The 26,186-nt window shown below is 49.0% G+C and carries 19 protein-coding genes; 6 read left to right on the plus strand and 13 right to left on the minus strand.

Annotation, left to right across the window (positions count from 1 at the left end):
* Window positions 1–40 precede the first annotated feature (40 nt).
* Window positions 41–2,242 (minus strand): RelA/SpoT family protein, encoded by a 2,202-nt coding sequence (locus GM173_RS13475; protein WP_203571905.1) that lies wholly within the window; start codon window positions 2,240–2,242, stop codon window positions 41–43.
* 93 nt (window positions 2,243–2,335) lie between these two features.
* Here GM173_RS13475 and GM173_RS13480 point away from each other — a divergent pair, with 93 nt between their 5' ends.
* Complete coding sequence (locus GM173_RS13480; RefSeq protein WP_203571906.1) at window positions 2,336–2,878, plus strand: DUF2062 domain-containing protein; 543 nt, start codon at window positions 2,336–2,338, stop codon at window positions 2,876–2,878.
* A 12-nt stretch (window positions 2,879–2,890) separates the two neighbouring features.
* Here the strand turns inward: GM173_RS13480 and GM173_RS13485 are convergent, their stop codons facing one another.
* The 7 genes from GM173_RS13485 to GM173_RS13515 form a co-directional block, all read right to left on the minus strand.
* Window positions 2,891–3,661 (minus strand): BUD32 family EKC/KEOPS complex subunit, encoded by a 771-nt coding sequence (locus GM173_RS13485; protein WP_203571907.1) that lies wholly within the window; start codon window positions 3,659–3,661, stop codon window positions 2,891–2,893.
* 194 nt (window positions 3,662–3,855) lie between these two features.
* Window positions 3,856–4,755, minus strand: a complete 900-nt coding sequence (locus GM173_RS13490; protein WP_203571908.1) for a diguanylate cyclase — start codon at window positions 4,753–4,755, stop codon at window positions 3,856–3,858.
* Window positions 4,755–11,888, minus strand: a complete 7,134-nt coding sequence (locus GM173_RS13495) for a response regulator (protein ID WP_203571909.1) — start codon at window positions 11,886–11,888, stop codon at window positions 4,755–4,757. The genes GM173_RS13490 and GM173_RS13495 overlap by 1 nt, the downstream gene beginning before the upstream one ends.
* 85 nt (window positions 11,889–11,973) lie before the next feature.
* On the minus strand, window positions 11,974–15,171 hold the full coding sequence (locus tag GM173_RS13500) for an NAD(P)-binding protein (RefSeq protein ID WP_203571910.1): 3,198 nt from the start codon (window positions 15,169–15,171) through the stop codon (window positions 11,974–11,976).
* Between the two features lie 184 nt (window positions 15,172–15,355).
* Window positions 15,356–16,240: a ribosome small subunit-dependent GTPase A gene (gene rsgA, locus GM173_RS13505; RefSeq protein WP_203571911.1), complete on the minus strand. Its 885-nt coding sequence runs from the start codon at window positions 16,238–16,240 to the stop codon at window positions 15,356–15,358.
* A gap of 132 nt (window positions 16,241–16,372) precedes the next feature.
* Entirely contained in the window at window positions 16,373–16,684 is a 312-nt protein-coding gene (locus GM173_RS13510) for a 4a-hydroxytetrahydrobiopterin dehydratase (protein WP_203571912.1), read from the minus strand.
* Window positions 16,685–16,745: 61 nt separating this feature from the next.
* Window positions 16,746–18,011 carry a M48 family metallopeptidase gene (locus tag GM173_RS13515; protein ID WP_203571913.1) on the minus strand — a complete coding sequence of 422 codons (1,266 nt, stop codon included), beginning with the start codon at window positions 18,009–18,011 and terminating at the stop codon, window positions 16,746–16,748.
* Between the two features lie 40 nt (window positions 18,012–18,051).
* Here GM173_RS13515 and orn point away from each other — a divergent pair, with 40 nt between their 5' ends.
* From orn to GM173_RS13540, 5 genes are all read left to right on the plus strand, one after another.
* On the plus strand, window positions 18,052–18,618 hold the full coding sequence (gene orn, locus GM173_RS13520) for an oligoribonuclease (RefSeq protein WP_203571914.1): 567 nt from the start codon (window positions 18,052–18,054) through the stop codon (window positions 18,616–18,618).
* A gap of 166 nt (window positions 18,619–18,784) precedes the next feature.
* A complete protein-coding gene (locus GM173_RS13525; RefSeq protein WP_203571915.1) occupies window positions 18,785–19,279 on the plus strand; it encodes a CinA family protein in 495 nt (164 codons plus the stop codon).
* The gene (locus GM173_RS13530) at window positions 19,276–19,881 is read left to right on the plus strand and encodes an MFS transporter (RefSeq protein WP_203571916.1); all 606 of its coding nucleotides are present in this window, start codon (window positions 19,276–19,278) and stop codon (window positions 19,879–19,881) included. The genes GM173_RS13525 and GM173_RS13530 overlap by 4 nt, the downstream gene beginning before the upstream one ends.
* Entirely contained in the window at window positions 19,878–20,765 is an 888-nt protein-coding gene (gene hslO / locus GM173_RS13535) for an Hsp33 family molecular chaperone HslO (RefSeq protein ID WP_203571917.1), read from the plus strand. Before GM173_RS13530 ends, hslO begins: the two co-directional genes overlap by 4 nt.
* A gap of 127 nt (window positions 20,766–20,892) precedes the next feature.
* Window positions 20,893–21,966, plus strand: coding sequence for a TIGR03790 family protein (locus GM173_RS13540; protein ID WP_203571918.1), 1,074 nt, complete (start codon window positions 20,893–20,895; stop codon window positions 21,964–21,966).
* A 33-nt stretch (window positions 21,967–21,999) separates the two neighbouring features.
* Here the strand turns inward: GM173_RS13540 and GM173_RS13545 are convergent, their stop codons facing one another.
* The 5 genes from GM173_RS13545 to GM173_RS13565 form a co-directional block, all read right to left on the minus strand.
* Window positions 22,000–22,374 carry a hypothetical protein gene (locus GM173_RS13545; protein WP_203571919.1) on the minus strand — a complete coding sequence of 125 codons (375 nt, stop codon included), beginning with the start codon at window positions 22,372–22,374 and terminating at the stop codon, window positions 22,000–22,002.
* Between the two features lie 72 nt (window positions 22,375–22,446).
* Window positions 22,447–22,932, minus strand: coding sequence for a DUF6882 domain-containing protein (locus GM173_RS13550; RefSeq protein ID WP_373309386.1), 486 nt, complete (start codon window positions 22,930–22,932; stop codon window positions 22,447–22,449).
* Between the two features lie 83 nt (window positions 22,933–23,015).
* Window positions 23,016–23,888: a DMT family transporter gene (locus GM173_RS13555; protein WP_203571921.1), complete on the minus strand. Its 873-nt coding sequence runs from the start codon at window positions 23,886–23,888 to the stop codon at window positions 23,016–23,018.
* Window positions 23,889–24,035: 147 nt separating this feature from the next.
* The gene (locus GM173_RS13560; protein ID WP_203571922.1) at window positions 24,036–24,422 is read right to left on the minus strand and encodes a VOC family protein; all 387 of its coding nucleotides are present in this window, start codon (window positions 24,420–24,422) and stop codon (window positions 24,036–24,038) included.
* Window positions 24,423–25,205: 783 nt separating this feature from the next.
* Window positions 25,206–26,027 carry an OB-fold protein gene (locus GM173_RS13565; protein ID WP_203571923.1) on the minus strand — a complete coding sequence of 274 codons (822 nt, stop codon included), beginning with the start codon at window positions 26,025–26,027 and terminating at the stop codon, window positions 25,206–25,208.
* Between the last annotated feature and the right edge of the window lie 159 nt (window positions 26,028–26,186).

Consider the following 26,186-nt stretch of genomic DNA (forward strand, 5'->3'; position numbering starts at 1 on the left):
TTTTATTGTTTTGTTTGAATAAACGTCATGTTTGTTAATGCTAAAGTCGTGATACTCGAATCACACCTTGTATTTCTTTAAGACGGGCAAAAACTTTATGTAATTGTTCGCTATCTTTGATTTCAATCGTAAAGCGCATTTGGGAGCGAGCGTCTTTATTTTGTGTATGTACAGCTGTTACGTTGATTTTGTCGCGTACCATCACATCTGATAAGTCCCGCAACATACTGGGTCTTTCGAGTGTTTCGACCAAAATATCAACTGAAAAAACGTGGCCACTCGATTTACCCCAATCGGCTTTAATTAAACGTTCAGGCGCCTCAGAAGCGAGCCGTTTCAGCGTAAGGCAATCGGTGCGGTGAATGGAAATGCCGCGGCCTTTGGTCACAAAACCCATTACTTGATCTGGCGGTACCGGTTTGCAGCACTTAGCCAGCATGGTCATGAGCTTGTCTATCCCTTCGATTAATATACCCTCGCCGCTTTGATTGGCGCGTGCGGTTTTAACAAAGTCTTCTGGTTCGTCAGGCTCATCAATTGGCGCTAATGATTCGTTAAAGGCAATTGCTAGGGCTCGTAATGAGCATTCACCTTGCCCTAAGGCGGCAAATACATCCTCGATTTGTTTGTAGCCTAATTTTTGTGCAATTAGTTCATGACCAATATTATTCGCTCCGGTGCGCGAAGATTCTTTGTCAAATAGCGCACGACCTGCTTCAATCGCCACATCGAGATGTTGCTGACGAATCCAGTGGCGTACTTTTTGCTGTGCGCGATGACTTTTGATATAGCCTTGGTGCAGCCAATCTAAACTTGGACCACCGGTTTTGGCGGCCAGTATTTCAATACGTTGACCATTTTCGAGTGGTGTTCCGAGTGGAACAATCGCCCCGTTAACTTTAGCGCCACGGCAGCGGTGGCCTAGATCGGTGTGCAAGTGGTAAGCAAAATCGACTGCGGTACTGCCTTTGGGCAGCGAAATAACGCGCCCAGCAGGGGTGAGCACATAAATCGTGTCATCGAATAATTCAGCTTTAAATGCATCCGAGAAATCAGCCTCACCGGCGACGTCTTCCCGCCAGTCGAGCAATTGCCGTAACCAGGCGATTTTTTCTTCGTAACGCGAATCGCCTTTCCCGCCTTCTTTGTAACGCCAGTGGGCTGCGACGCCAAATTCAGCGTGTTCATGCATATCAAAAGTACGAATTTGTACTTCAACGGCTTTGTCTGCTGGCCCGATCACCGCTGTGTGTAAGCTGCGATAAAAATTGCCTTTTGGTTGGGCGATGTAATCGTCAAATTCACCCGGAATTGGTTGCCACAGGTTATGTACAATCCCGAGTACAGTGTAGCAATCTTTGACATCATCAACCAAGACCCGCACCGCACGAATATCGTATAGCTCAGAAAAATCGAGTTTCTTTTTCTGCATCTTTTTCCAGATGCTGTAGATGTGTTTGGGCCGCCCCATTAAATCAACATGAGTCACGCCAGCCAGCGCAAGTTCGCCGCGCAGCTTGCTGATGACATCCCCGATGAACTGTTCGCGATCAACGCGGCGTTCGTCGAGTAATTTGGCAATTTTTTTGTAGGTATCGGTGTGCAAATAGCGAAAACCTAAGTCTTCCAGCTCCCATTTGATTTGCCAAACGCCCAGTCGATTGGCCAGTGGCGCAAACAAATCCAGCGTTTCGCGCGCAATAATCCGGCGCTGTTCTTCGCTGACGTTAGCAAGGCTATGCATGGTTTGCGTGCGCCACGCTAGCTTGATTAGCACGGCACGAATGTCTTCCACCATGGCCAACAGCATTTTGCGCTGCGCTTCAACTTGTTGTGCGTAATCTTCTGCTTTGCCATGCTGTGGCTGTGCCAATTGGCGTAATTGCCGTACTTTTAAAATGCCATCGACCAAGGCGGCGACTGTACTGCCAAAGCGTTTGTTAATTTGCTCGGTGGCGCTACTGAGCTTGTCTGGCACGCAAAACAACAAGGCCGCAATCACTGCATTGGCATCCATACGCAAATCAGCGACGATGGAGGCACTGGCAACAGCGTGTATGAATAATGAAGTTTGCGTATCCGGATTGAGCGCATTGCTATATAACTCGGCAACCCAATCGAGCGCTTCACGCAGACGAGCCAGCTCTTGTGGCGGATAACGCTCGGAAAGGGCGATCAGCCAGCGGTCAGGATCGGCTGCTTCAGCGATGGATTGGGCGAGTGGGCGAGTTACGGCAACCATGATTTTCTATTTATCTTATTTGCTGAAGTGAATAATTGAATTTTGCGACAATAATGCAGTCTGTCATAGCTAAATTCACGAGAAAATTGCCGAATGCCCCGCAAATATTTACGTCGTTGGCTACCTAATCATCAAACGATGTTGCAAAACCGCTGGCTTAGCCGTTTTGCGCATTGGTTTGAGCATCCGAATTTATTTCATTTAAATCGCAAATCGGTGGCCGGTGGCTTGGCGGTCGGGATGATTGGTGGCTTGATTCCGGGGCCCTTGCAAGTGATTACCTCGTCGATTTTGTGTTTGATTTTTCGAGTGAACTTGCCCGTTGCCATTTTAGGTACTTTCTATACCAATCCATTAACGATAGGGCCGATTTATTGGTTGGCTTATCAAATTGGCGCGTGGGTGTATGGGGCGAGCGGGGCGGTTAAAACGATGTTGATGCCATCATTTTCTGCCTTGAGTTTAGTTGATTGGATGTCGGCGATGTGGGTTTGGATCCAGTCATTGGGGGCGCCTTTATTGATTGGTTTGCCTTTGCTGGCGCTGCTATTGGCTTTATCTGCCTTTTTCTCGGTGCATATTATTTGGCGACTTTGGGTGTATTGGTCGCTAAGGCAGCGTAGAAAAAGGCGTTAGGCCAATACATCGTTATTTTCTTAGTACGTGCAATAGTTCACCAACGCCTTGTAGCGATACGACATCGCGTCCCCAGGGCTTGCGTTGGCGCGGAAGGTGGCGCAAAAATGCTAATTGCTGGCTGCAACTTTGCACTAGTTGCTGAACTTCGGGGTCATCTTGTTGTAGTTGTTGCTGCCAAAGCCTCGTCAGGGTCACAGGATCGGTATTCATTTGGTATGCCGTCGAGTGTAGATAGAGCAGCCAATCCCGGGTTTGGGCGTAGGCGACGGGCAGCGTTTTGCTGGGGTCGTCCTCAAAATCGATAAATTGAATCTTGCCATCTTGCCACATGATGTTGCGGGCAAAAGCTTGACTTAAATTTTGACCGCATTGATGGACGTGCAAAATCGCTGCTAGCCCTGCTTGCCAAACGGCTAATTGCTGCTGTGGCGAAGTGCGAATCAATTCATCGACTGAATGCGTGCCAGCGCTGGTCATTGCAAACCACTGATCGGCAATATGCCGCACCTCAGGTACTGGAACCCCCGCTTGTCGCAGAGTTCTGAGGCGCTGAATTTCGATGGCTTGTGCGGCGGCGCCCCCGGGAGCCGGTACTGCGCAGAGCAAGGGCTGCCGAAATATTTTGGCCAAGGCATTTAATAGCGTGTAGCCAAATTGTGGGCGTGCGGCTTCTTGGCGCTTGATGATTAATGTTTCGCCTGAGATGTCTTCCACCAAAATTCGGCCTGAGTGTTTGAGTAGTTCAGATTCGATTTGGCGAATCAATTTCGCAGAAAACATAAATTAATTGCTCAAAATAATAAGGGTATTGCTTTGTTGTCTATGTTCTGTAGGTATTACAAGGTTATACCTAGTGTGTCGGTTGGGTGTGCTAGTGAGTATAAAACTCGTTCGCGTGTTACATTCACGGCGGCGCTTCAATTGGCCGCTCAGCCTGAATCTGTGGAGGTATTAAGCGTGCGGTATTGTTTCGTTTAAGTGGCCAAGGCTCGATTGCGACCCGCAGCTTTGGCATGATACAGGCGAGCATCGGCGACTTGCAATAAGCTTTCGGCCGTCGGCGGCACCTTGGCTGAGCTGCTGGCGATGCCAATACTCACCGTGACACATGCATAGTCTTTTGATTTTTCGTGTGGAATTTGCAGTGAAGCAATTGCCTGGCATAGCTCTTGAGCTAGTTCGAGGGCGCCATCAATTAGGGTGTCTGGCATGATTAAAACGAATTCCTCGCCGCCATAGCGGGCGGCTAAATCACTAGGGCGTTTCATTTTGCCATTCAGTACACTGGCAATGGTTTGCAGTACCCGATCGCCCATCGCATGACCATAGTAGTCGTTATATAGTTTGAAATAATCAACATCCAACAACGCGACCGATAAAGGATTGCCAGTGCGTCCTGCGCGCGAGCATTCCGCGGCCAACACTACATCGAGTTGGCGTCGATTAGGCAGCTCAGTGAGGGCGTCAATATTGGCTAAAATTTCCAGCATTCGGCGTTGCCGAGCCACTTGCATGTGCACCGCAACGCGGGCTTTGACTACAGCAGAGTGAAATGGCTTGGTTATATAGTCAGATGCTCCCATTAATAAACCGCGTTCTTCATCGTCTGGCGTGTCAAGACCCGTGATAAAAATCACCCCAATTGGCGCTGTTTGTGGATCGGCTTTGAGTAAGCGTAGCACCTCATAGCCGTCCATTTCAGGCATCATGACATCCAGCAAGATCAAATCAGGTTTGAGGTCTCGTGCCCGAAGCAAGGCTTGTTCGCCATTTTTTGCTAACAATACGGTGTAGTCTGCTTGCAATAGCTCGCCCAAGAGTTGTCGATTACTGGCCGAATCATCCACGACCAAAATTTTTTGCCGTTCGCTCATTATGTATCCTGCTGGGCACGTAATGCCTGTTGTAGCTCAACGAGCGCGGCGATTGCAGCGTCCGTTTCCATATAGTCAAATAAGCGACCAATTTCGCTAATCTGTTTTTGCCAACGTGCCGCTAATAGTTTACTGAGCTCATCCAGTTGTCGGTTAGCGGCAAAATTGCCTGTTTGGATCAGTGGGGCGATGGCATCTAGTTGCTGCAAAGCTTGATTAATATTGTTTTCAGCATTCGATGGCACTGGCTCGCTCGCTTCGACGGTATGAGCAATCGCATCAAGCGTAATGGCCAATTGTTGCTGAAAATACGCTACACGTTCTGGAATTTCTGCCTCTTTGCCAACGCGTACCGCCGTTTCTAACGCTGCAGCACTGCTCGATAGCGTAGCTGCGCCTAAGTAGGCCGCCGCAGACTTGACTGCATGTGCGTTGTCAGCAATCCGTGGTAAGTTTCGTTCGGCTAAAGCTTCGCCGACGATTAGACCAACGGCTCCGTAGTCGCGGGAAAAAATCGCTAAGGAGCGTTGTAATAAACCTTGATTGCCCCCTAGCAATTTTAAAGCTACTGTTAAGTCGAGTCCTGTGACTGGCGCGGCTTGGCTGGTTTCGATTACGTAGTTACTTTGCTGTTCCAGCTGAACTGGCACGGTTCTGCCGACCAGTTGTTGTGGTGAAATCCAGTGTTGCAGTGTTTGGATCAGTTCTTCGGCATCGATTGGCTTGGTAATGTGTGCATTCATTCCCGCGGCCAGGCTAGCGTCGCGATCTCCCACCATCGCGTGAGCGGTCATCGCGATAATTGGTAACTGTAGACCCAATTGCCGTATCGCACGGCTGGCGCTTAAACCATCCATGATTGGCATTTGAATATCCATCAAAATCAAATCGTATTGAGTCGACTGCACCTTGTCGAGGGCAATTTGGCCATTTTCGGCGATGTCGATGGTGATACGCGCTTCGCCGAGAATGCCCAGTACAATTTCTCGATTAAACTCGGTGTCGTCAGCGAGCAATAGCCGCGCACCATCGAGCAGCGACAGTGGCGCGCTGGGTGGATGAGGGACTGTGGTCGTTGCACTGCTGCTCGAGCCTAGCAGCGTTTGGAAATGCTCGTGTAGCAGTTGTCGGCTAACTGGTTTTACCAGGAATCCATCGGGCTTAACTTGGTTTGCTTGGCGCATGATGTCATCGAGGGCATAGGCTGTAACCATGAGTATTGCTGTAGGGCTGTTGCTAAGTATGGATTCTGAGCGTATACGTTCAATGGTTTCGATGCCATCCCATTCCGGCATTTGCCAATCCATTAACACCAAGTCAATAGGCTGCTTGGCTTTGGCGGCGTTAATCAGGGTGGCTAAGGCTGCTTTGCCGGAGTCGGCCAGTACGACTTGGGCGCCGAATGAGCTGACCATTTCGGCAAGCACTTCTCGGGCTACCGCATGGTCATCAACAATGAGTACACGCTGAGGGATTGTATGAGCGAATCCAGTAGCGGCAGGATTGGCCTCCGTGCCTAATTCCAGCGTAAAACGGAATGTACTGCCTTGCCCCAGTGTGCTGCCAACGGTGAGCTGGCCGCCCATCATTTCGACTAATTGCTTGCTGATACTTAGCCCCAAGCCAGTACCACCATATTTGCGCGTGATCGAGCTATCTGCTTGAGTGAAAGATTGAAATAGCGAGGCAATTTGTGCTGGGCTCATCCCGATGCCTGTGTCGCTAAGGGTAAAGCGTAATGCCACGCGGTCGTGCTGTTGGGATTCGACGCGGATGTCGAGCACAATCTCACCTTGCTCGGTAAACTTGCTGGCATTGCTGGCCAAATTATTCAGCACTTGGCTTAAGCGTAAACGATCACCGATTAGACGTTGCGGTACATTCGGCGCAATGCGGAAAATGACCTCGACGTCTTTCGCCTCGGTACGCAGCATGATTAAATCTGATAGTGGATTGAGCAAGCTATCCAATTGAAATGGGATGGTTTCCAATTCAAGTTTACCGGCTTCAATTTTCGAAAAATCGAGGATGTCATTGATAATCCCGAGCAGATTTTCTGCCGAAATGACAATTTTTTGCAGGTAATTACGTAACTTTTCGTCGTTGGCGATTTTTAAAGCAAGGCGGCTCATCCCCATGACGGCGTTCATTGGTGTGCGAATTTCATGGCTCATATTCGCCAGAAACATCGATTTGGCTTGCGTGGCTTCTTCGGCGCGTTCTTTGGCTTCGGCTAAGGCAAGTTCGGCTTGTTTGCGTTCCGAAATATCTTGGATAGTGGTGATGATGCCTTGTTCTGGATGCTCGCTATCGAGTAAACGGGCGTGGAGTTCGCAGTAAATCTTCTGTCCCTGTTTATTCACTAATTGCAGGTCAGCATGGTAGCCGCCTTGCATGATTTGAGCATAAGCAATCTTGGCATAGTGCTCGGCATCTTCATCGCTGGCATAAAAAATACGTGTTGGCTGGCCGATCAGCTCTTCTCGTTCGTAAGCAAATAGTTTGGCTAAGCCCGCATTGCAGCGCTGCACGATACGGTCTTTGACAAAAGCAATCCCGATGGCGGTATTGTCGAAAATTGCCTGCTGTTCCAGCAAAGTTTGATTCAGATTGGCGGTGCGTTCGGCGACCTGACGCTCTAGGCTGTCGTATAGGCGCGCATTATCAATTGAGATCAGCGCTTGTACCGCGAGCACACGTAGAAATTCGACGCGTTCTTGAGTAAAAGCCCCAGCGGTTAAATTATTTTCTAAATACAGCACCCCAGTCACTTGGGAGAACCGCATAATCGGCAGGCACATCACCGATTTAGGGTGCTGAGCCAACACATATGGATCCATCGCATAATTTTCTGAGTGGCAGATATTTTCCTCAATCACTTCTTTGCCGCTGCGAACCACGTAACGTAATAAAGACAGTGGCAAGAGTGGGCTGCTGAGTCCGTTTAGCGCGATGGCTTGCGATTGCAGAACGTTGACTTGATTGTCGGATGCTTCGCCTTCCAAAAACCAAGCTTCGGTGCTTGCTTTTGGATTAGTGTTGCTGAGAAACAAACGTACGGTTTGTGCGCCAGAGTTTTCTTTAACGATGCCCAGTAGCTTGGCTAAGACTGGGCTGAGTGCCACTTCACTGGAGAGCGCATGATTCGCTTTCAAAATCGAGGCAAGATCAAGAAAATGAAGACTGCCCATTCCAGTATTTGCGGTTCCAGATAATGGTGTCATCGAAGTTGTTTGGCGATTTTTATTGCGCGTGACGGGAACGAGCTCAGGGTAGCGATATTGTAATTGCTTAGCTTTGCCTTCTGCTCCCCATGTACGATAGAGCTGGAGGGCATCACGGAAGAATACCTCGGCAATCCGTTCTTGCCGCTGTACCAGCCAGAATTCGCCATACAATTCATTGGCCAGTGCCGCTAAATTCACATATTGATTGTTTTTGGCGGTGGCGATGGCTTGTGGGTAAAGCGTAATCGCGCAGGCGGTATCGCCATTTAATTGCGCGAGTTGAGCTTGCAGTAGTAATGACTGCGCCGCAAAATTGGCGGGGCATTGCTGTGCCCAAGCGAGGAATTTTTCATTTAGCTGCAAGGCTTGGGTATAAATTGCGGCATGGTTTGCGTGTGTTGGCTGGCGTTGTAGTGTGCGCAGCCGAATGAGGGCGGTATAAAAAGTCGCTTCTGGAATCTTGCATTGACCAGGCACATATTGTTCGACCAGAGTGAGTTTGTCGGCTAATTCTTCTGCCTGCTCGGTATCAAACAAAAATGCATTTCGAATTTTTCCGTGATAGAAATAGGCCAAATGCAATGGCTTGCTCGCGTAGTCGATCAGAAATTTTTCTTCGCTAAATTCCGCATCGTCATACGTTGCTGCGTGTCGTGTTTGGCCTTGTAGATTTTTAATAGACTGCACCGTGCCTACGCTGGTGCAATCGACCATATCCTGCTGCCCTGTGCTGGTCAGTAGCAAAATATCGCGTTCACAACTTGCTAATAGTTCGGAGAGGTTTTGCCCTTGAATCACTCGGTCGGTCGAGCGAACTGCGACGATATAACCGACGGTGGCAAAATCGCCACTTTCCAAACTCCAGGTGTATGCGTTGTCGTAGTAGGCATTCGAAGTATTGAGTGGCTGATGCCAGTAATTAGTAAACGTGGCAAACAGAAAATGTGTACTGCCACGAATCGCTAAATTAGTTTGTGCATTGGCAAGTTCAATCGCACTGGCGCCAAACTGCGCCGCGACGTCGTGTTGTTGCAAAATAAAAGCGACGATGAAGGCATAATTTACATAGGCAAACGGTGAAATATCGCAATGCCCCGCCTGTAAGGAAAGCCGGGTCATGGTCGTCGTTGTTAGTGCATTTAAATTGGGTAAGCCGGCCAGGTAGCTGGCATACCACATCCCAAATAACAATTGCATCGCGGCAAGTTGCTCAGCGTCACTTAGGGTTCTGCCTTGCATCAGTTCGGCCATCGAGCGATGGGCGCATAAAGTGGCGATGTCGCTAAAATCTTGCGCTACTTCTTTGAGTAAGTCTGCATCCTCGGTTGGGATCAAAAAACCCAGTAGCTGCAGTCCTGTGCGCTGAATCGCAATCGCTTCCAAGAAACGGCCTTCTAGCTGGTATTGGCTTGCTTGTATTGTATAGCAACGGATTTGGTCCAATACCCTAGTGGATTGACGCAGCACCAGCGGGTAAATACGTTCGGCACTGGCAAAATCGCCAGAAAGATAAGCGCTTTCTGCAGCACTAATATGTAAATCCAGCGTGAGTTGAGGGCAGGCTTGCCAGCAATCGGTAGTGAGTAGGCTTAAGCCAATCTGCAAGTGATGAAACGCGGCTTGGTAAGCTGCCGAGGTGCGTGCTTTTAGACCTGCTTGTAAATTTAAGTGAGCAATCGCAACCCGTTCTGCAGGATCGCTAATTAAGACCCGACCGGCATTAAATTGCTCGATGATCGTAAATAATTGATCGTCAATATGGTCGCTAGGCACCTTGCTAAGCAGTAAGCGGCCAATGCTCAGGTGGTGATGCTGTTTCTGTTCATCGCTTGCCAGTGCATATGCCGCTTGTTGTACACGGTCATGTAAAAAACGATAGCTGATGAGGGGTTTGGTGTCGTCTTCTTGCAGATATTTGTAGTGTTGATCTAAGGGAAGAATCAAATCGGCTTGCAAGGCAGGCCAAAGACCAGCTTGGGTTTGGTAGGGAGTCCGTTTGCAAACGGTCGCAAGCGTACTCAAATCAAAGCGGTTGCCGATACTGGCTGCCAATTGCAGCAGTTGCTGAGTCAGCTCGGGTAGTCGACGAATTTTACTGATCATTAATTCGACAACATTGTCAGTAAAGTCGGCCTTTTCAATTTGCTCAATATCCCACAACCAGTGATTACGCTCAAAATCAAAACTCAGGTACGCTAATTCATAAATGGTGCTTAAAAATTGATTGAGGAAAAACGGATTGCCTTGGGTTTTGTCGAAACAAAGCTGCGCCAATGTTTGGCAGTCCGCCGCAGGCATGTGCAGTGCATCGGCGATCAATTCATTCACGTGACTTTGTTGCAGGGGCGCTAAATTGAGCGTGTGCAATGTGACTTGGCGTTTGAGTAAATCATCCCGCAGTGCAATCAAAGGATGCGCCGAATCGACCTCGTTATCACGGTAAGCCCCGATTAAAAGTAAGTAGCGCTTATCCGCGTCGCGCATACTCCACTCAATTAATTTTAATGTGGGTTGATCCACCCACTGTAAATCGTCCAGAAAGATCACCAGAGGATGTTCTTCGCTAGAAAAAACTTGGACAAAGCGCTCGAAAAGACGGTTGAGCCGATTTTGCGATTCGAGTGGCGGCAACTCAACCACGGCTTCGGTATCGCCAATGATTAAGCTCAGTTCGGGAATAAGTTGTGTGATGACCCCTGCATTGGCACCCAAGGCTCCGTGAATTTTGGCCGCCCATTGGTCAAGTTGTGAGCGAGGCTCGCTCAGTAATTGGCGGATCAAATCTTGAAAGGCTTGAATGAGCGATGAGTAAGGCGTATTGCGCTGATATTGGTCGAACTTGCCCGCCATAAAATAACCACGGCGAGCCACAATAGCGCGTTGAATTTCATTCACAATCGCTGATTTGCCGATGCCAGAAAACCCCGCCACCAAGAGCATTTCACTTTGCCCTGTGCAGACACGGTCAAATGCATCCATCAACACTTTGGCGTCTTGCTCGCGACCATACAGTTTTTGTGGGATTTGAAATACGCCGTTGTGATCGCTTAAACCCATCTCTTGATTCGGATTATTTGATTGCTGAGTTTGGCAATGTTTTAAGTCGTTGATGAGCGCTTGTAAACTTTGATAGCGTGCCTCAGCATTTTTTTCCAGCAGTCGTTGCAAAAGCGTAATCAGGTGGGGTGGTAGCGATTGAAATGCGGGCAAGGACCAATCTGGTGTTTGCGCCAAATGGCAGTGCACCATTTCCATGGCATCCGAGCTGGTAAACGGCGTTTTTCCCGCGAGCAGCTCGTAAAAGGTAATTCCCATCGAGTAAAAATCAGAGCGATAGTCAACGATGCGATTCATGCGTCCCGTTTGCTCGGGCGACATATACGCCAGGGTGCCTTCTATTGTATGTGGGTTTTGAATTTGTGGGCTTTCTTGGCCCAATTCACTGGCTACGCCAAAATCGATCACTTGGAGTTGGCGGGTCGTTTCATTCCAGCACAAATTGGCGGGATTAATGTCTTTGTGAATGATTTTGTGTTGATGGATGAATTGCAATGCCGCGCATAGTTGCAGTGCAATCTCGTAAAACGAGGCCAGATCAATTGGTCGGCCTTGTTTCAGCTGCGGATGTTGATTGAGCGACTGCCCGTGTTGATCCTCCATAATCATCACCCAGTAGGCATCGTGGTGTGTCAATGCTAGCGGGCGCGAGATGTTGGGATGGCACAATCGCTCTGCAATCGCATATTCGCGCTTAAAACGTGCAATATGGTGGTGGGAAGGATTTGATTTATAAAAAAATTTGAGCACCACTGGCATCAAATCCCGCTCATCTATAGCGCGAAACACACTGGAGTGTTCACTGTCGTGTAATTGCTCGAGCAAACGATAAGCGGGGAGAGAGATCATAGTGAGCCTTACTCAAGACACCTCGCCATCGGAATGAACTCGCGATCAATTCGCTCGCTCATTCAGATGGCTTGGCAAGTGCAAGTTAGAATGTTTCGTGTTGAATCGTTATAGGATAGCCGCTTAATGCACGGGCTGCTTGCAAGCCAGAGATGACTGTTGATTCTACGCAGCCTAGGTTTAACGCCGCATTATTGACCCAGTCGCCTGCCAAGTACAAATTGGCAAAACCGGATTGGTCAACTTTTAGGCGATACTGATTGGTATTGGCCGCGTTGCAAACATAGCGTTCGGTTGGGTCAACGTTAGCACGGAAATACTGTCCATCCAGGCGCGCTTCACCTTGCCGATTTTCTAAATCAACGAGCTTAGACCAATCTAGGCTTTGTCCATCGGCTTGGGTAGCATAAGGCCATAAATGACCGGTGTAATGCTTGAGCCATGCCTTGGCGCTTTGTTTAACACGCTCTTCTTGTTGCGCTGGGAAATTATGATCGCTAAACGGGGGTATAGGCTCAGCGTCCTTCATATTGTTGCAGAAGTAGGCAATACCAAAGGGTTGTTGATTCAGCGGCCAGTTTTCTTTGTCTAGCGTTTGATCCATGGCTGCCCAAGTATTAAACGGCTCGCCGTAGGCATCCAGAATCGGGCTCGCTAAAGGCCAGCCAGTTTCTTCTAAATTAATATTGAGCCAAAGCTGCATCGCCTGAGTTTGCGTGGTGGCGGCATTGTTCAGCATCGCTTGCCAAGCTGGGTTGGCTTGGCTGAGTTCTTCGGTAATAAACGGCAGGGCGGCGACGGAAATGCCAAGTACGACAAGGTCAAAGTCTTGCCCCAGTTGCAGCGTTTTTTTCGCAACGGCCGGCCACGGGCTCCACGCCGACTCCAGATTAATGTCTTGCGCTTTGAGCGCTTGCCCTTGTTCGAGTTGCTCGTACAGTGGCGTAGACGGCCAGCACGGCAATCCTTTCACATCGTACAGCGGATTGTAACTCGCAATATTCGGCTTTAAGGTTGCTTGGACGTCAATATCAATTGATGCGATCTGCTGCTGGTCGGCGCTTAAATGTAAATTGCTTACCTTGTTGAAAAACTCGAATTTGACGCCGCGCTGCTTGAGTACTTGGTAAATCGGCGTCATTACCACATCGCCCATGCCGGCTTGCATCTTCCACATCACCGCCCCTTTGTAGCACAGCGTGACCAGGATATAGCTGTGTAGTAATTCCCCTGCCGAGACGTTGCCGCCAATGGCAACGCCGTCGCCGACGATTTTGTTTTCGCCATTCGGAAAGCCTAAATACAAATCATAAAACGCGCGTACTAAAGCCGAATTAGCCGCATCGACGCTAGCGCCGTGCAGAATCAGCCATTCGGTAAAATCATACTGATTGATGGCGGTGTAGCCTTTGATTAAAACGCCATCGAGCAAAATGCCTTTGGCAACCGCGAGTGCGATATCGACCAGCGTTAAAATACGGCGGATTGAATCGAAAATTTCGGCAAACGGTGCTAGTACTTGCTCAACTAAGGCTTTGATTTCGGCAATTACATCCAGCCAGTGGTTTGGAACTGGCGTGGTGTGCAGTGTGGCGATTTCATGGCGTTGCGGGAATGATTCATAAAGGCTTTGCAGTTGCGTAAAAATACGCTCCACTTCGTGTTCGACCACCATTTCAACCGGTTTACCGACCACGTCGAGCACTTTTCCTAAAATGCTATCCCCTGTATGCGACACGCTGCGCGTAAAGTGGCGTGCTGCGGCTTGCCGTGCACTGTCCGATTTACCAATTTGTTGTTGCAGCGCTTGATGCAGTTCAGTCAGTGACTCGCGAAGGTGGGCGAAAAACCCAATCGGGTGATCGCTTTTGCTATCGCCTTGACCTGGAACTTCACCGTTAGGCTTGAATGATAGTGCCCAAGTGCGCCATTGTTCTTTCACATATTCTTCTACCACAATCGTGTTATGCGGTTTGAACGCCTGATCCCATGTTGCCAGTGGTGCATTACTAGAGCGCGCTAATTCGGCGTAGCAGTTTTGAATCAGTGCAAAGGCATTGTCGTAATAGCCAAACCAGATGTGCAGGCCGTGCTCTTCAATCCGATCGGCGATCTCGCGATTGCGCCCGCTTGCGCCTTTGCCGCCGAGTCGCCAGCCCATCTGATAGATGGTGATGTCATATTTTGATTGCCAATCTGGATCTTGAGTGATGCCATAGGCTGTACTTAATGAACCGATGCCGCCACCAAGGATGGCGATTTTTTGTTTTGGCGGCTTAATCGACTGTAGTGTTTTTCCTGTCTCGAGTGAGAAATCCACGTTAACCCAAAATCCTTTGGTGCTGACAGTATCGACATCTGGCGTACTGGATATTGGTGTTAAACCCAGCTGACTGACAATCGGATGGCTGGCTAGACGCATAAATTGCAAGTCGAATTGCTTCAAGCTCAGGCCTTTGAGCCATGGAAATCCGCCATGAAATGCTTGTAACTGGAACGGTGCGCTGGTGATGCTGCGTACTTCGGCATTTTGCGCGCCTTCAATTGCTGGGAATTGCTTGATAAATAGCGCAGGGCAGTGTGCGAGAAAATCTTCATTGATATCGCCCAATACCTCGCCGGTTTCGCCGCAAGTCCATTGCTGGCCAAACAGGTGCTCAATCATTCCAGTGGCGGCTTCGCTGGTGCTGGCCCATGCCGCGGCCGCGGGTGGCTCATCGCTTTGGTCGAGTAGCGAAATGAAATCGTATTGTTGGGCAATGCTTTCAGCGCTCAGCGTTTTAAAACCGCAGGTACTGGCGGTAAATTGCGGCTGCCACACGTTGAGTTCGCCGTTGGGGTAGGTGAATGCGGCGAGTTGTTTGCGAAAACCAAACATTTCCCGGCCAGTGGCTATTGCTGAGAAACTATCAGGAAATAAAAATGGCAAGAATAGTGCAGGTTTAAATTCACCGCGTGCGAGGGCTTGGCGATCATAACAAGGAATCCAAAACGACAATTCTGAGTAACGTTCCTTACCGTATACCTGACCTGCTGGATTGCTGGCGTCGATGGTCATTTGCGCCATAATCATGATGCTGAATGTTTGGCCTTTGGCGGCTAAACAGCGGTATTCAAATTGGCCTGCTGAAGGCTGATTGATATAAGTATCCAGTAGCTGATTGAGGGCGCTGGCTTGGCTGTCGAGGATAAACGTTGCCATCTTGGCATCGCTAAACAGATAGGGTTGGCCAAGAATCGGTAAGCCGACTTGGTCGACGATATACGGAAGGGATGAAGTCATTAAACACCTAGCGACGGTTTAAAGTCAGATTGCTGACGAAACAGTCATTCTAGTATGGTATTGTGAGTAATGTTGCATCGTCACGGGACTGTTGAAAATTTGCAACGATTTGATGGTGCTGATGTATTGCCCTGTGTGCATTGTTTTTATTTGTTTCTAGGGCAATACGTCTGATAGATACGACTTAGTATTTACTTGTTGCAGCCGCGCTGAGCTCGTCTTGCAGTCTGTGTAGAAAAACCAGTCTTTCATTGGCAATCTTACCGTCGGCAATCGCGGTGTGAATCGCGCAGCCTGGCTCTTGGCGATGGCGGCAGTTGTGAAAACGGCATTGGCCCACATACTGCGCCATATCGGGCATCAGACGTGGTAATTCTTCGACGCCAATGTGTGCTAAACCAAATGATTGCAGGCCGGGCGAATCAATCAATTCAGACGTCGCATTTAATTTATACAGCTGCGCGTGCGTCGTGGTGTGTTTACCCGAGTCGAGCGCCGTGGAGATTTCTTTGACCCGCGCATTCGCATCCGGAATCAAGGCATTGGTAATCGTTGATTTACCCATCCCCGATTGGCCAACTAAGACTGAAACTTGACCATCCAGCCACGGTGCTAACGGCGATAAATCTTGTTTGGCCGAGATTTCTACCACCGGATAGCCCAAGCCCGTGTAATAGGCCAAGCGCGCGCGCGCGGCATCGGCCACGGGTAAATCACATTTATTCAGGCAAATAATCGGGCGGATACCTTCGGCGGCGGCGGCGATTAGCGCGCGCCCAATCAGTTCGTCCGAAAAACTCGGTTCCGTCGCGACAACAATCACAATTTGCGTCACATTGGCGGCGATCATTTTGCTGCGCCACGCATCGGAGCGGTACAGCAGGGTTTTGCGTGCGAGGACTTTATTGATGACTGCTTGTTCGGCATTGAGTACGTCGATATCGACTTGGTCGCCACAGGCGTAATCGGTTTTTTTGCCACGGGTCGAGGCGGAGAGGCGGCGGCCATCGGCAAGTTCAACGATATAAACTTTGCCGTAGCTGGTGACAATGCGGGCGGTTTCGCTCATGGGTCCTTTATTAAATCAGAAAAAACGGAGTTCACGAAAAGTACGAAAAACTGAATCTAATGCACAGTGATATCGAGTCTGCGGTAAGCAGAAGCGATTTTGTTCGTCGTTTTCGTGGACTGAATCACCGTTTTAGGTCAATGCATCCACGCGCGCGGCGCAGATAAAGTCATTACGTGATAAGCCACCGACTGAATGCGTATTCCAAGTGAGTTTACAGCGGCTAAAGCTCAGCGTGATGTCGGGATGATGGTTTTGTTGATGCGCGATAAAAGCGACGGCGTTGGCAAACGCCATCGTTTCATGAAAACTCTTAAAGCGAAAAGTTTTCTCTAGTGTATCGTTGACGATAATCCAATCGTTCAGCTCGGTGGACAGCATTTCTGCGGCAAGTGCATCGAGCTTTTCGGCTTTTTCAACGCAGTGTTGGTTATTGAGCGACATGGTTTTCTCCAGTGGGCTTTCTCATTGTTGTAGCCCACAGCTTGGCAGAAGCCAAAGCCAATTAAGCCGCTAACCGTTTTAAGGCGGCAATCCGTAAACTGGCTGGTGGATGGCTATCGTAAAACACACTGTGCCACGGATCAGGTGTTAGCGTAGCGGCGTTATCGCGATACAGTTTAACCAGCGCATTGACCAAGTCACTGCTTGATGATTGACTCGCGGCAAACGCATCGGCTTCGTATTCATGCTTACGCGACATCATCGAGCTGATTGGCGCAAATAGGAAAGTAAACACCGGCAGCACCATAAAAAATAGCAATAGTGCTGTGGCAGTCGATGGCGTAGTTACGCCGAGTCCGTTGTAAAACCACAGCTGTGTTTTCAGTTGCCCTAGCACCCACAACATCCCCAGCATCAAGGCGAACGTCCACACTAAGCGTTTCACAATATGGCGATGCTTAAAATGACCGAGCTCATGCGCCAGCACGGCTTCGACTTCAGACGGTGACAAGTGCTTGAGTAAGGTATCAAAAAACACAATCCGTTTCGATTTGCCCAGTCCAGTAAAATACGCATTGCCGTGGCTTGAGCGTTTGCTACCATCCATCACGAACAGACCATTCGATTGAAAACCGCAGCGAGTCAGCAAACCGACGATGCGGTCTTTCATTTCGCCGTCTTCCATCGGCACAAATTTATTAAACAGCGGTGCGATAAACGTCGGGAACACCCACATCAAGGTCAATGAGAACACCAACCAAGTCGCCCATACATATAGCCACCAGTGCTCGCCCATTGCACCCATCAGCCACAACACGGCAGCAATCAAAGGCAGGCCAATCGCCGCGCCAATTGCGGTGCTTTTGATTAAATCGGCGATAAATAATTTGACTGTCATTTGGTTAAAACCAAAGCGCGCTTCGATGACAAAAGTGGAAATCAAGGAAAACGGCAGCGATAACAGACTACTCACTACGCCGAGCGCGGCAATCAGCGCCACGCCGTGCGCGGTCGAATTGGGCGTGAACCACTGTGCTGTCAGTTGCGACAACCATTCAATCCCGCCGCCCAGCGTAAATGCGGCGAGTACTATTGCGTCAAATAAAGTAGTCGCCATACCAAAGCGCGTTTTCGTCACCGTGTAGGCAGCGGCGCGCTGATGCGATTCGAGCGTGATTTGCTCGGCAAACTCGGCTGGCACTGCACGGGAATGGCGTTTTACATGGTTGATATGACGCAGCGCCAACCAAAGCTGTAATAAAACGCTAGCAAGCAGCGCAAACAGAAAAAGAAGTGAAAATTGGGTAGCGCTAAAAAGGTCGGTCATGAAGTAAAATACTATTTTTTCAAGATTGGATTACGCGAGTATGCCACAAGACCAGAACCGACTCATCTGGGTCGACATGGAAATGACGGGTTTAGAGCCTGAAACCGACCGTGTGATCGAAATAGCCGTCGTGATTACCGACAATGATCTTAATATCGTTGCCGAAGGCCCGGTGCTGGTGATTCATCAGCCTGATGAATTGATGGATAACATGGACGAATGGTGCGTTAGAACGCACGGCAATTCTGGCCTGACCGCTAAAGTGAAAGCATCGACAACGACCGAAGCTGACGCCGAGGCGCAATTGATCGCGTTTATTTCCGAATACGTACCGAAAGGCGTTTCGCCGTTGTGCGGTAACTCGGTGCATCAAGATCGCCGCTTCTTGGTGAAATATTTGCCTGAATTAGAAACGTGGTTCCATTACCGCAATTTGGATGTGTCGACGCTCAAAGAGTTATGCAAACGCTGGCAACCCGCGATCGCCAAAGGTTTTAAAAAACGCGGCGCACACACGGCATTGGCCGATATCGTTGAATCGATCGACGAACTTAAATACTACCGCGAGCACTTTATTCAAGCGCCAGCGGTGGAAGAAGCGTCTTGATAAGATAAAAAACCTGAGTCCACGAAAAACACGAAAGGCACGAAAAAATTCAAAACCTTGAAAGTGTGTTCTGTTGACATGCTTCACTTCGTGATTTACGAATTGATTTTTTCCTTTCGTGCCTTTCGTGGACTATTTTGTTTTATTTTAATTGAGTCACCAGCAAATGTTTAGTTCTGAAATTGAAGCTTTAGCCGCCGAGCTAGGCCAAATGTTACTCGCCCGTGGCGAGACGGTGACGACGGCTGAATCGTGCACCGGCGGCCTGATTGCGGGTGCGATTACCGAAGTGGCGGGGTCTAGCGCGTGGTTTGATCGCGGTTATATTACCTACGCCAATCAAGCCAAAGCGGCGATGCTCGATGTGCCGATGGCGTTTATCGATGGCCTCGGCGCGGTGAGTGAGCCTGTGGTGGCCGCGATGGCGCAGGGCGCAGCGGATGGCGCGTGCGCACGTTGGGCGGTGGCGGTATCGGGCATAGCAGGGCCGACAGGTGGTTCAGTGGAAAAACCCGTCGGCACCGTCTGGCTGGCGTGGGCCACGCCGTACGGTATTACTACTGAAAAGCAGGTATTCGCTGGTAGTCGTTCTGAGGTAAGGGCTGCAACGGTATACCGTGCGCTTGAGCGCTTGGTTGAATTAATGAAGGAACAAGCATGACGACGATTGTTGCCGTAAAAAAGGACGGCGTGATTTCTATTGCCGCGGATAGTCAATCCACGTTTGGTGACACGCGCCTTGCGGCGCTGGATGATGCGCGCTGGAATAAAATTTTTCAGCATGGCGACAGCTATTTTGCGATTTGTGGCAGCGCTGCGCACGATTTGGTTTTGCAATCGGCGCTGAAAAAAATGAAAAAGCTTGATTTTTCCAATCGCGCCGCCATTTTTGAATCATTCCGAAAATTACATAGCAAGCTGAAAGACGATTTTTTCCTCAAAACCGACGAGGAAGAAGACGACGCTTATGAATCGAGCCAGATGACGGTGTTGATCGCCAATGCGCACGGCATTTTTGGTGTGTACAGTCTGCGTGAAGTGTATGAGTTTGAGCGATTTTGGGCGATTGGTAGCGGCCGTGATTATGCGATTGGTGCGATGCAGGCGGTTTACGATCAATTAGCGGCCAGCGACATCGCCAAAGTGGGCGTCGAAACCGGTTGTATGTTTGACGTGGCATCCAGCTTGCCAATGACAAGTTATAGTGTGGCCTATGTTGGCGCAGCGCCAGCGGCGGTTGCAATCACAAAGAGTAAAAAATGAAAGATATTTTAGAGCGTTTCTTGTTTGATCAAGCCCCAGTGCGCGGCGAGTTGGTGCAACTTGATGCCACGTATAAAGAAGTCCTCGCCCGACATCAATATCCGCTGGTGCTGCAACGCATTATCGGCGAATTGATGGCGGCTAGCGCCTTGCTGTCGGCGATGCTGAAGTTTGACGGCACGCTGATTATGCAAATGCACGGTACCGGTGCGGTGCAATTGATCGTCATTGAATTCACGTCGGACCGCACGATGCGCGCCACGGCGCGGTGGGATGCGGAAAAAATCCAAACCTACGGGCCCGGTTCGTCTCTTGCCGAGTTGCTCGGTCGTGGTCGTTTTATGATTACGCTCGACCCTACGGTGGGCGAAGCCTACCAAGGCGTAGTCGGCATGGAACGCGGTCAATCGGTGGCGCAAATTATCGAGCACTATATGGCAACGTCTGAGCAGCTGGAAACGCGACTTTGGTTGGCGTGTAGCGAGCCTGGCAGCGATAACAAAATGGCGGCAGGGATGATGCTGCAAAAAATGCCAGCGCAAAGCGATGAAACGCAATCATACGAGCATCTAGTCACCTTGGCTGAAACGGTAAAACCGGAAGAATTACTCGAATTGCCAGCGCGCGAAGTGCTGTATCGCTTATTCCACGAAGACAGCGTGCGTGTGTTTGATCCAACAACACCGCGCTTTGCGTGTTCATGCTCGCGCCATCGCGTGGCCGGTATGATCAAATTGATGGAACGCGATGAAGTCGATGAAGTATTAGCCGAGCGTGGCAATGTGCATATCGTCTGTGATTTCTGCGGCAAAGAATACGAATTCGACGCGGTCGATATCGGTGCTTTGTACGCAGGTAGCCCAGAAACCGGCTCGGTACACTAGGGTATTGCGCTATAGCTCTTGTTGGTAAATTGGGTGGTGTATATACCCTATAAAATCAAAGCCGCTCCGTGGAGCGGCTTTTTAATTTCGCCATCATTTTTAGCTGGCAGCAAGGACATTTGCCGTTATGATGCGCTTTTTAATGGCCGTGGCGAATGCGATGCGACATTTATTCCTTCTTCTGATGTCTTGCTGGCTAGCGACGGTGTCGTTGGCTACTGAGTCAAATCCGCCACGTTACAGCTTGGGCGCCGAGCAGCTCGGCCTCGTCGTCAATAAAAATGACCCGCTTTCTGTCGAAATCGCCGCGTATTACGCCAAGCAACATCATCTAAAACCTGAGCAAATTTTGGAAGTGAGTTTGCCGACTGATCGAGTCTGGCTCGCCGAAGGCGAGTTAGAACAGCTCAAAGCGCAAATCGACGCGCATTTTTCGCCCGAAATTCAAGCGCTGGCACTGGCGTGGAGCAAGCCGTATCGCGTCAATTGCCTTGGTATTACCTATGGCATTACTTTGGGTTATGTCGAAGGTGTCTGCAGCAATCTGGGCAAACCCACACCTGAATCGCCGTACTTTAATCATGCTACGACGCAACCTTTTACTGACCTTGGTATCCGCCCGAGTATGCTACTGGCGGCGAAAGATATGCCCAGCGCCAAAAAGCTAATTGACCGTGGCGTTGCCGCTTGGGGCAATCAACCTAAGGGTACTGCGTATTTTTTAACCACCACCGACAAAGCCCGCAGCTCGCGCGCGCCGTTGTTTCCGGCTAGCCAAACTGTCAAAAAAACCGCAATCAAAATCGAAAACATTAGCGCCAATACGCTGAAAGATAAAAACGACATCATCGTTTATCAAACGGGGTTGGCGAGTGTGGGCGATTTAGAAACGCTGCAATTTGTACCCGGTGCATTGGCCGATCATTTGACCTCGTTCGGCGGCATGCTGACCGACAGCAAGCAAATGAGTAGTATGAAATGGCTAGACAGTGGCGCGACAGCCAGCTACGGCACGGTGAGCGAGCCGTATAGCTATCCGCAAAAATTCCCGCATCCACAAGTTTTGCTCGCGCATTATTTAAATGGTGCCACGGCAGTTGAAGCTTACTGGAAAAGCGTCGCATGGCCCGCGCAAGGGGTGTTTATCGGCGATCCGCTGGCTGCCCCGTATCGGAGTTTGAGTCCGTTTAAAACTCAGTAAGTCCATAGATGGTTTGTAGCAGAACTGAGGCATTCATTTAAATAAGCTCGCGTTGTATTCAAGTGACTTTTGAAATAATGGGCATTGGCTTTGGTTGAATCGTACTGTGGTGGCAACTTGTTTTTTTATGTGCTGCTGAGCTTCTTGGATAAAGGCGAGTTGCTCCTTCTCTGTTAAACCTGCCGATTTTGCTTGTGTTTGGAGCGCCTGCAAGGAATTGCGCTGAATTGTGCGATGAGTTTCAAGCCATTTGTTAAATTGTGCTTGGGTAGCATAACCATAAGGACTGCAAAAATTAGCTTCTTGGCGAGAAGATTCAATGATTGTCAAATTATGTCCAGCAGCATGATAACTAATGGCAAAACAGCAGGGAGAGAATAGCAGTGCCAACAGAATGGCGATTCGCATTGAATAGAGTCCAAATGAAAATTGCGATAAGTTTGCCCGTGATGATCTGGTTACTGAACCCACGGGCAAATTTTAAGGTTTTGTTTGCTCAATAGCCATAATCGCCAAAAACGTCACCGGCCCATTTTCGACTGAGGATGGTGCTTTGTAGCAGCCCAACGCGCCGAGGAAATGCACCGCCATCGCGGTGAGCTCCCAGGCCATTGCTTCGTCGCCAATTTCAAACACATGATCCAAGCCAAATAGCGCAATCCCCGTTAGTGTTTCTAGCTCTTTGAGTTTGGCAGCGCGTTCGCGTAGCGCGGGCAAGACGGTTTCATTGCACCACGCCCATTTCCACGAATTGGCTTTGGCCGAGTAGCTGCCAATATTGATGACATCGGCTTCGGCTTCCAATCGGTCGGCGGCGTCGAAAAATTGCAGTTTGCTGGTGGTTTGGTCAAACCACCAACGACCCGCGCCATTGCCAAGGCCGTAGCTTTCGCTCAGCGCCACTTGCTTTTGCTCTAGTTCGGCAAAAGTGCTGTCCATGAAAGCGTAAAATTCATCATCGGTCATGCTCACCACGATTTTCCTTCTTCAGTTTGATCGCACATTTTACTGTGCTTTCAAGCCAAGGTCGCGCTGATGCGGTACTGTTTTTATTTGCGCCTGCTTAGCGGATTAAATCCAGTCACTAAGGCGGTGCCGAGTAAAATGATGAATGCACCTATCACCGTATTGCCACCGATGTGTTCGCCTAAAAACAGCGTGCCCCATAGGATGCCAAAGACAGGAATTAAAAAGGTGACAGTCAATGTTGATGCCGCGCCGATTTCGCGTACAAGGCGGAAATACAATAAATACGCCGCGCCCGTGCATAAGATCGCCAGCCCAGTGATGGCCAACCAGACTATCGGTGTGGGCGTGCTGATAGTCTGGCTAGCGGCAAACAGCGGCAATAAAAACAGACTCGCACCCCACATACTGCCGTGGGCAGCTTGAAACGAAGGAATGTGGCTGGCTTTGAGTTTGGTATACGCGCTGGCGATGCCATAGCACAAGGTTGCCGATAAACACGCCGCAATGCCCAGTGCTGCACCAGCTTGGCCGACAATTCGATCAAACCCAACTAAGACGGCTACGCCCAAAACGCCAATCAATAGCCCTAAGCACACTTTGAATATCGGCATTTTTTGAATGATCAGCGCCATAATGATCGCACCCCAAATCGGCGCCGTAGCATTGAGGATCGACATCATCGAGGCATTGAGCGTGCGAGCAGCAAAGCCGTAGGCTAAAAATGGCAAAGCGGTATTAAAGACGCCCAGAATCAGATATTCGCGCCAGTGTTGCCAAGCAAAGCCTTGCTTGAGCACTTGCGCCACCAAAGCTAAAAACACCGCCGCTAAACCAATCCGCGCACTAATCGTCCAAATCGGCCCAAGGCTTGGCACTGCTAGCCGTAAAAACAAAAAAGACGCCCCCCAAATCGCGGCGAGTAAAGTCAAACGGCAGGCATTGGCAAAATTCATTATCAGCCCGAAAAAAGTCGAGATGCCATTGTGCATTGCCGCCACCGCGTTTGGCTATTGAAAGATGGTGGCTGCGTTCAGCTTCGGTAGCGGCTTAATTCGAACTCTTGATTGCTGAGTCGCACTAATGCCGCACGGCGCTTACGATTACATCGCCTCATTGCAAACAATGGCAATTTTATTACCAGTTGGATCACGCATATAAGCCGCATACCAATTCGGGCCATACGGACGCATTCCGGGAGCGCCTTCATCTTGGCCACCACAAGCCATGGCAGCAGCATAAAAGGCATCCACTTCCGCATGATTATTTGCTCTAAAGCCCACCATCGTGCCATTGCCCGCGGTTGCTTCTTGCTGATCAAAAGGCTTGGCTATCCACAGAACCAGACCTTTACCTTTTCCTTGCTCGGAATAAGCGCGCCAGCCGGGAAAGTCCATATGAGATTGCCAATTAATTGTGGCTAATACCGCATCGTAGAAGGCGTTCGATTGCGCAGAATCATTTGCACCCAAGGTGATATAAGTTTCCATTTCGTACTCCATGCTGAGTGGCAATAAAGAATGTCAAAAGTACTTTCAAAAGCAAATTAAAACACCCATATGTCATAAGCTAGAAGTAGAACGTTCGTTCTGTTGTTGCTTTGCAACTTGCGTAGGTATGAATCTGTTGCCGCTTTTTTAGGCTGTGTCGCGCTCATGCCGCGCGGCACTTACTTCTCTTGCTTCGCCAAGAGAAGTAAGCAAGAGAAGGCGACCCTATATCTGCACCGACTTCGTCGGTTTGATATCAAGGGTTTGAAAATCCAAGTTAACGATCAAGAAATTATTTCGATGTATTGCCATCAAAGCATTGTTAATAAAGGGCTACGAATGAATACGTCGGTACATTATTTGGCGCGTCATTCTTGACTTCACCGGTATGATGATCAGACAAAAATCCGCTATGTTGGCTCAACACCAACACAAAACTAAGTACGGCAGTGGTGGATTCATGGTTTTTTAATCCCGTCCAAGCGCACCGAGTGCGGAGCGAGACCTAGGCTCGCAACAATTGAGGGCATCGGGGACCGATGCGCGCCCGGGGCTGCTTTGGGGTGAAGGGGGATTTGCAGAAGCAAAGCCCCCTTCCTGCCCGCGCGGCAGCCCGCGCCCAAAAATCGACGCGGCGTAGCCGCATAAAAAACAACCGCTAGATCAATCTAGCGGTTGTTTTTATCGCAGCGTAGGGCGTGGTTAGCCGAAGGCGTAACCCGCCAATTTTATTCCGATATCGCAAATGGTAATCAGCGCGGGTCACGACCTGCCCTACAAGGCTTAGATTGAATCAGGTACTTTCAATCCTAACTGTTGCATTTCAGCGTTGGTTTTTTTAAGCTCTTCTTTAAGCCATTCTTTTTTGTTTTTATTGGTTACTTTGTCAATATCTTTCATGCAGTTTTTACCGCCTGAATAGCATTCAGAATTATCTGGTAACAATCTTGATGCAGTAATAGATAACAGTATTAACTTGCTAGCTAAATCATTATTTGGTTTTTCCCCATTCAAAAAGTTTTGTAGCTGCGGCTTTATTTCTTCAACTTTAGTAGCAATATAATCCTCCGCTAGTTGGCAATCTTTAAATATTGGAGTGCCAACAATCGCGCCATTTCCGATGCATACAAATCTTATTTTCTTGCCCTTTGTTAAATTAGCAAGTTTGTCAATATTTGGATTGTCAAAATGAATCTGTGGAGACAAAAATTGATTTGTACCATTAAGTGTTATGTATGGTTCATTACCGATGCCGCTATTAATCCCTGTGATTTTTCCACTAACTAAAACTTCTTTTTTATAGTATTTTTGATCTGCTCCAACTTGATTTTCATCATATGCTTTTGCTGCCTCAAATGAGGTGGTGACAATTAATCCACGAGATAATAAACTATCTCCCCCTTTCAGGAAGATATCAACATCTTCTTGCAGAAAAGCATTGAGCAATTTTTGTTCTTTTTCATTTAACACATATTTAGCGGATTTACTATTTCCGTTTGCTGACTCATTACTAGCTTGTGTACTGCCATCTTTTTTTCCAAAGATCATTCCAAATACAATCAAAATTAAAAAAAATATCCCTAACCCTTTCAGTATTTTTGTCATTGTTACTATCCTTTAGTTAGTAAAAATTAATCAAATTGAAGGTTTTTGCTTTACTAGATTATTGCCTTACCCTGCAAGCGCCTTATTCTTTGAGTGCTAGCGAGTAGCTAGCAGGGCGTAATCGCCGAAGGCATTACGCCGCATGAGTTAAGCGCAATT

Origin of the sequence: Deefgea chitinilytica (assembly GCF_016881405.1) — a bacterium.
Classification (GTDB): domain Bacteria; phylum Pseudomonadota; class Gammaproteobacteria; order Burkholderiales; family Chitinibacteraceae; genus Deefgea; species Deefgea chitinilytica.

Excerpts from the sequence above, each read along its gene's own strand:
- GM173_RS13540 (WP_203571918.1), top strand. The coding sequence starts at position 20,893 with ATGATGCGCTTTTTAATGGCCGTGGCGAATGCGATGCGACATTTATTC.
- GM173_RS13485 (WP_203571907.1), bottom strand. The coding sequence starts at position 3,661 with ATGTTTTCTGCGAAATTGATTCGCCAAATCGAATCTGAACTACTCAAA.
- GM173_RS13500 (WP_203571910.1), bottom strand. The coding sequence starts at position 15,171 with ATGACTTCATCCCTTCCGTATATCGTCGACCAAGTCGGCTTACCGATT.
- GM173_RS13515 (WP_203571913.1), bottom strand. The coding sequence starts at position 18,011 with ATGACCGACCTTTTTAGCGCTACCCAATTTTCACTTCTTTTTCTGTTT.
- GM173_RS13550 (WP_373309386.1), bottom strand. The coding sequence starts at position 22,932 with ATGACCGATGATGAATTTTACGCTTTCATGGACAGCACTTTTGCCGAA.
- GM173_RS13525 (WP_203571915.1), top strand. The coding sequence starts at position 18,785 with ATGTTTAGTTCTGAAATTGAAGCTTTAGCCGCCGAGCTAGGCCAAATG.
- hslO (WP_203571917.1), top strand. The coding sequence starts at position 19,878 with ATGAAAGATATTTTAGAGCGTTTCTTGTTTGATCAAGCCCCAGTGCGC.
- GM173_RS13560 (WP_203571922.1), bottom strand. The coding sequence starts at position 24,422 with ATGGAAACTTATATCACCTTGGGTGCAAATGATTCTGCGCAATCGAAC.
- GM173_RS13495 (WP_203571909.1), bottom strand. The coding sequence starts at position 11,888 with ATGATCTCTCTCCCCGCTTATCGTTTGCTCGAGCAATTACACGACAGT.
- GM173_RS13530 (WP_203571916.1), top strand. The coding sequence starts at position 19,276 with ATGACGACGATTGTTGCCGTAAAAAAGGACGGCGTGATTTCTATTGCC.
- GM173_RS13480 (WP_203571906.1), top strand. The coding sequence starts at position 2,336 with ATGCCCCGCAAATATTTACGTCGTTGGCTACCTAATCATCAAACGATG.
- GM173_RS13545 (WP_203571919.1), bottom strand. The coding sequence starts at position 22,374 with ATGCGAATCGCCATTCTGTTGGCACTGCTATTCTCTCCCTGCTGTTTT.
- GM173_RS13510 (WP_203571912.1), bottom strand. The coding sequence starts at position 16,684 with ATGTCGCTCAATAACCAACACTGCGTTGAAAAAGCCGAAAAGCTCGAT.
- GM173_RS13555 (WP_203571921.1), bottom strand. The coding sequence starts at position 23,888 with ATGAATTTTGCCAATGCCTGCCGTTTGACTTTACTCGCCGCGATTTGG.
- GM173_RS13565 (WP_203571923.1), bottom strand. The coding sequence starts at position 26,027 with ATGACAAAAATACTGAAAGGGTTAGGGATATTTTTTTTAATTTTGATT.
- rsgA (WP_203571911.1), bottom strand. The coding sequence starts at position 16,240 with ATGAGCGAAACCGCCCGCATTGTCACCAGCTACGGCAAAGTTTATATC.
- GM173_RS13490 (WP_203571908.1), bottom strand. The coding sequence starts at position 4,755 with ATGAGCGAACGGCAAAAAATTTTGGTCGTGGATGATTCGGCCAGTAAT.
- orn (WP_203571914.1), top strand. The coding sequence starts at position 18,052 with ATGCCACAAGACCAGAACCGACTCATCTGGGTCGACATGGAAATGACG.
- GM173_RS13475 (WP_203571905.1), bottom strand. The coding sequence starts at position 2,242 with ATGGTTGCCGTAACTCGCCCACTCGCCCAATCCATCGCTGAAGCAGCC.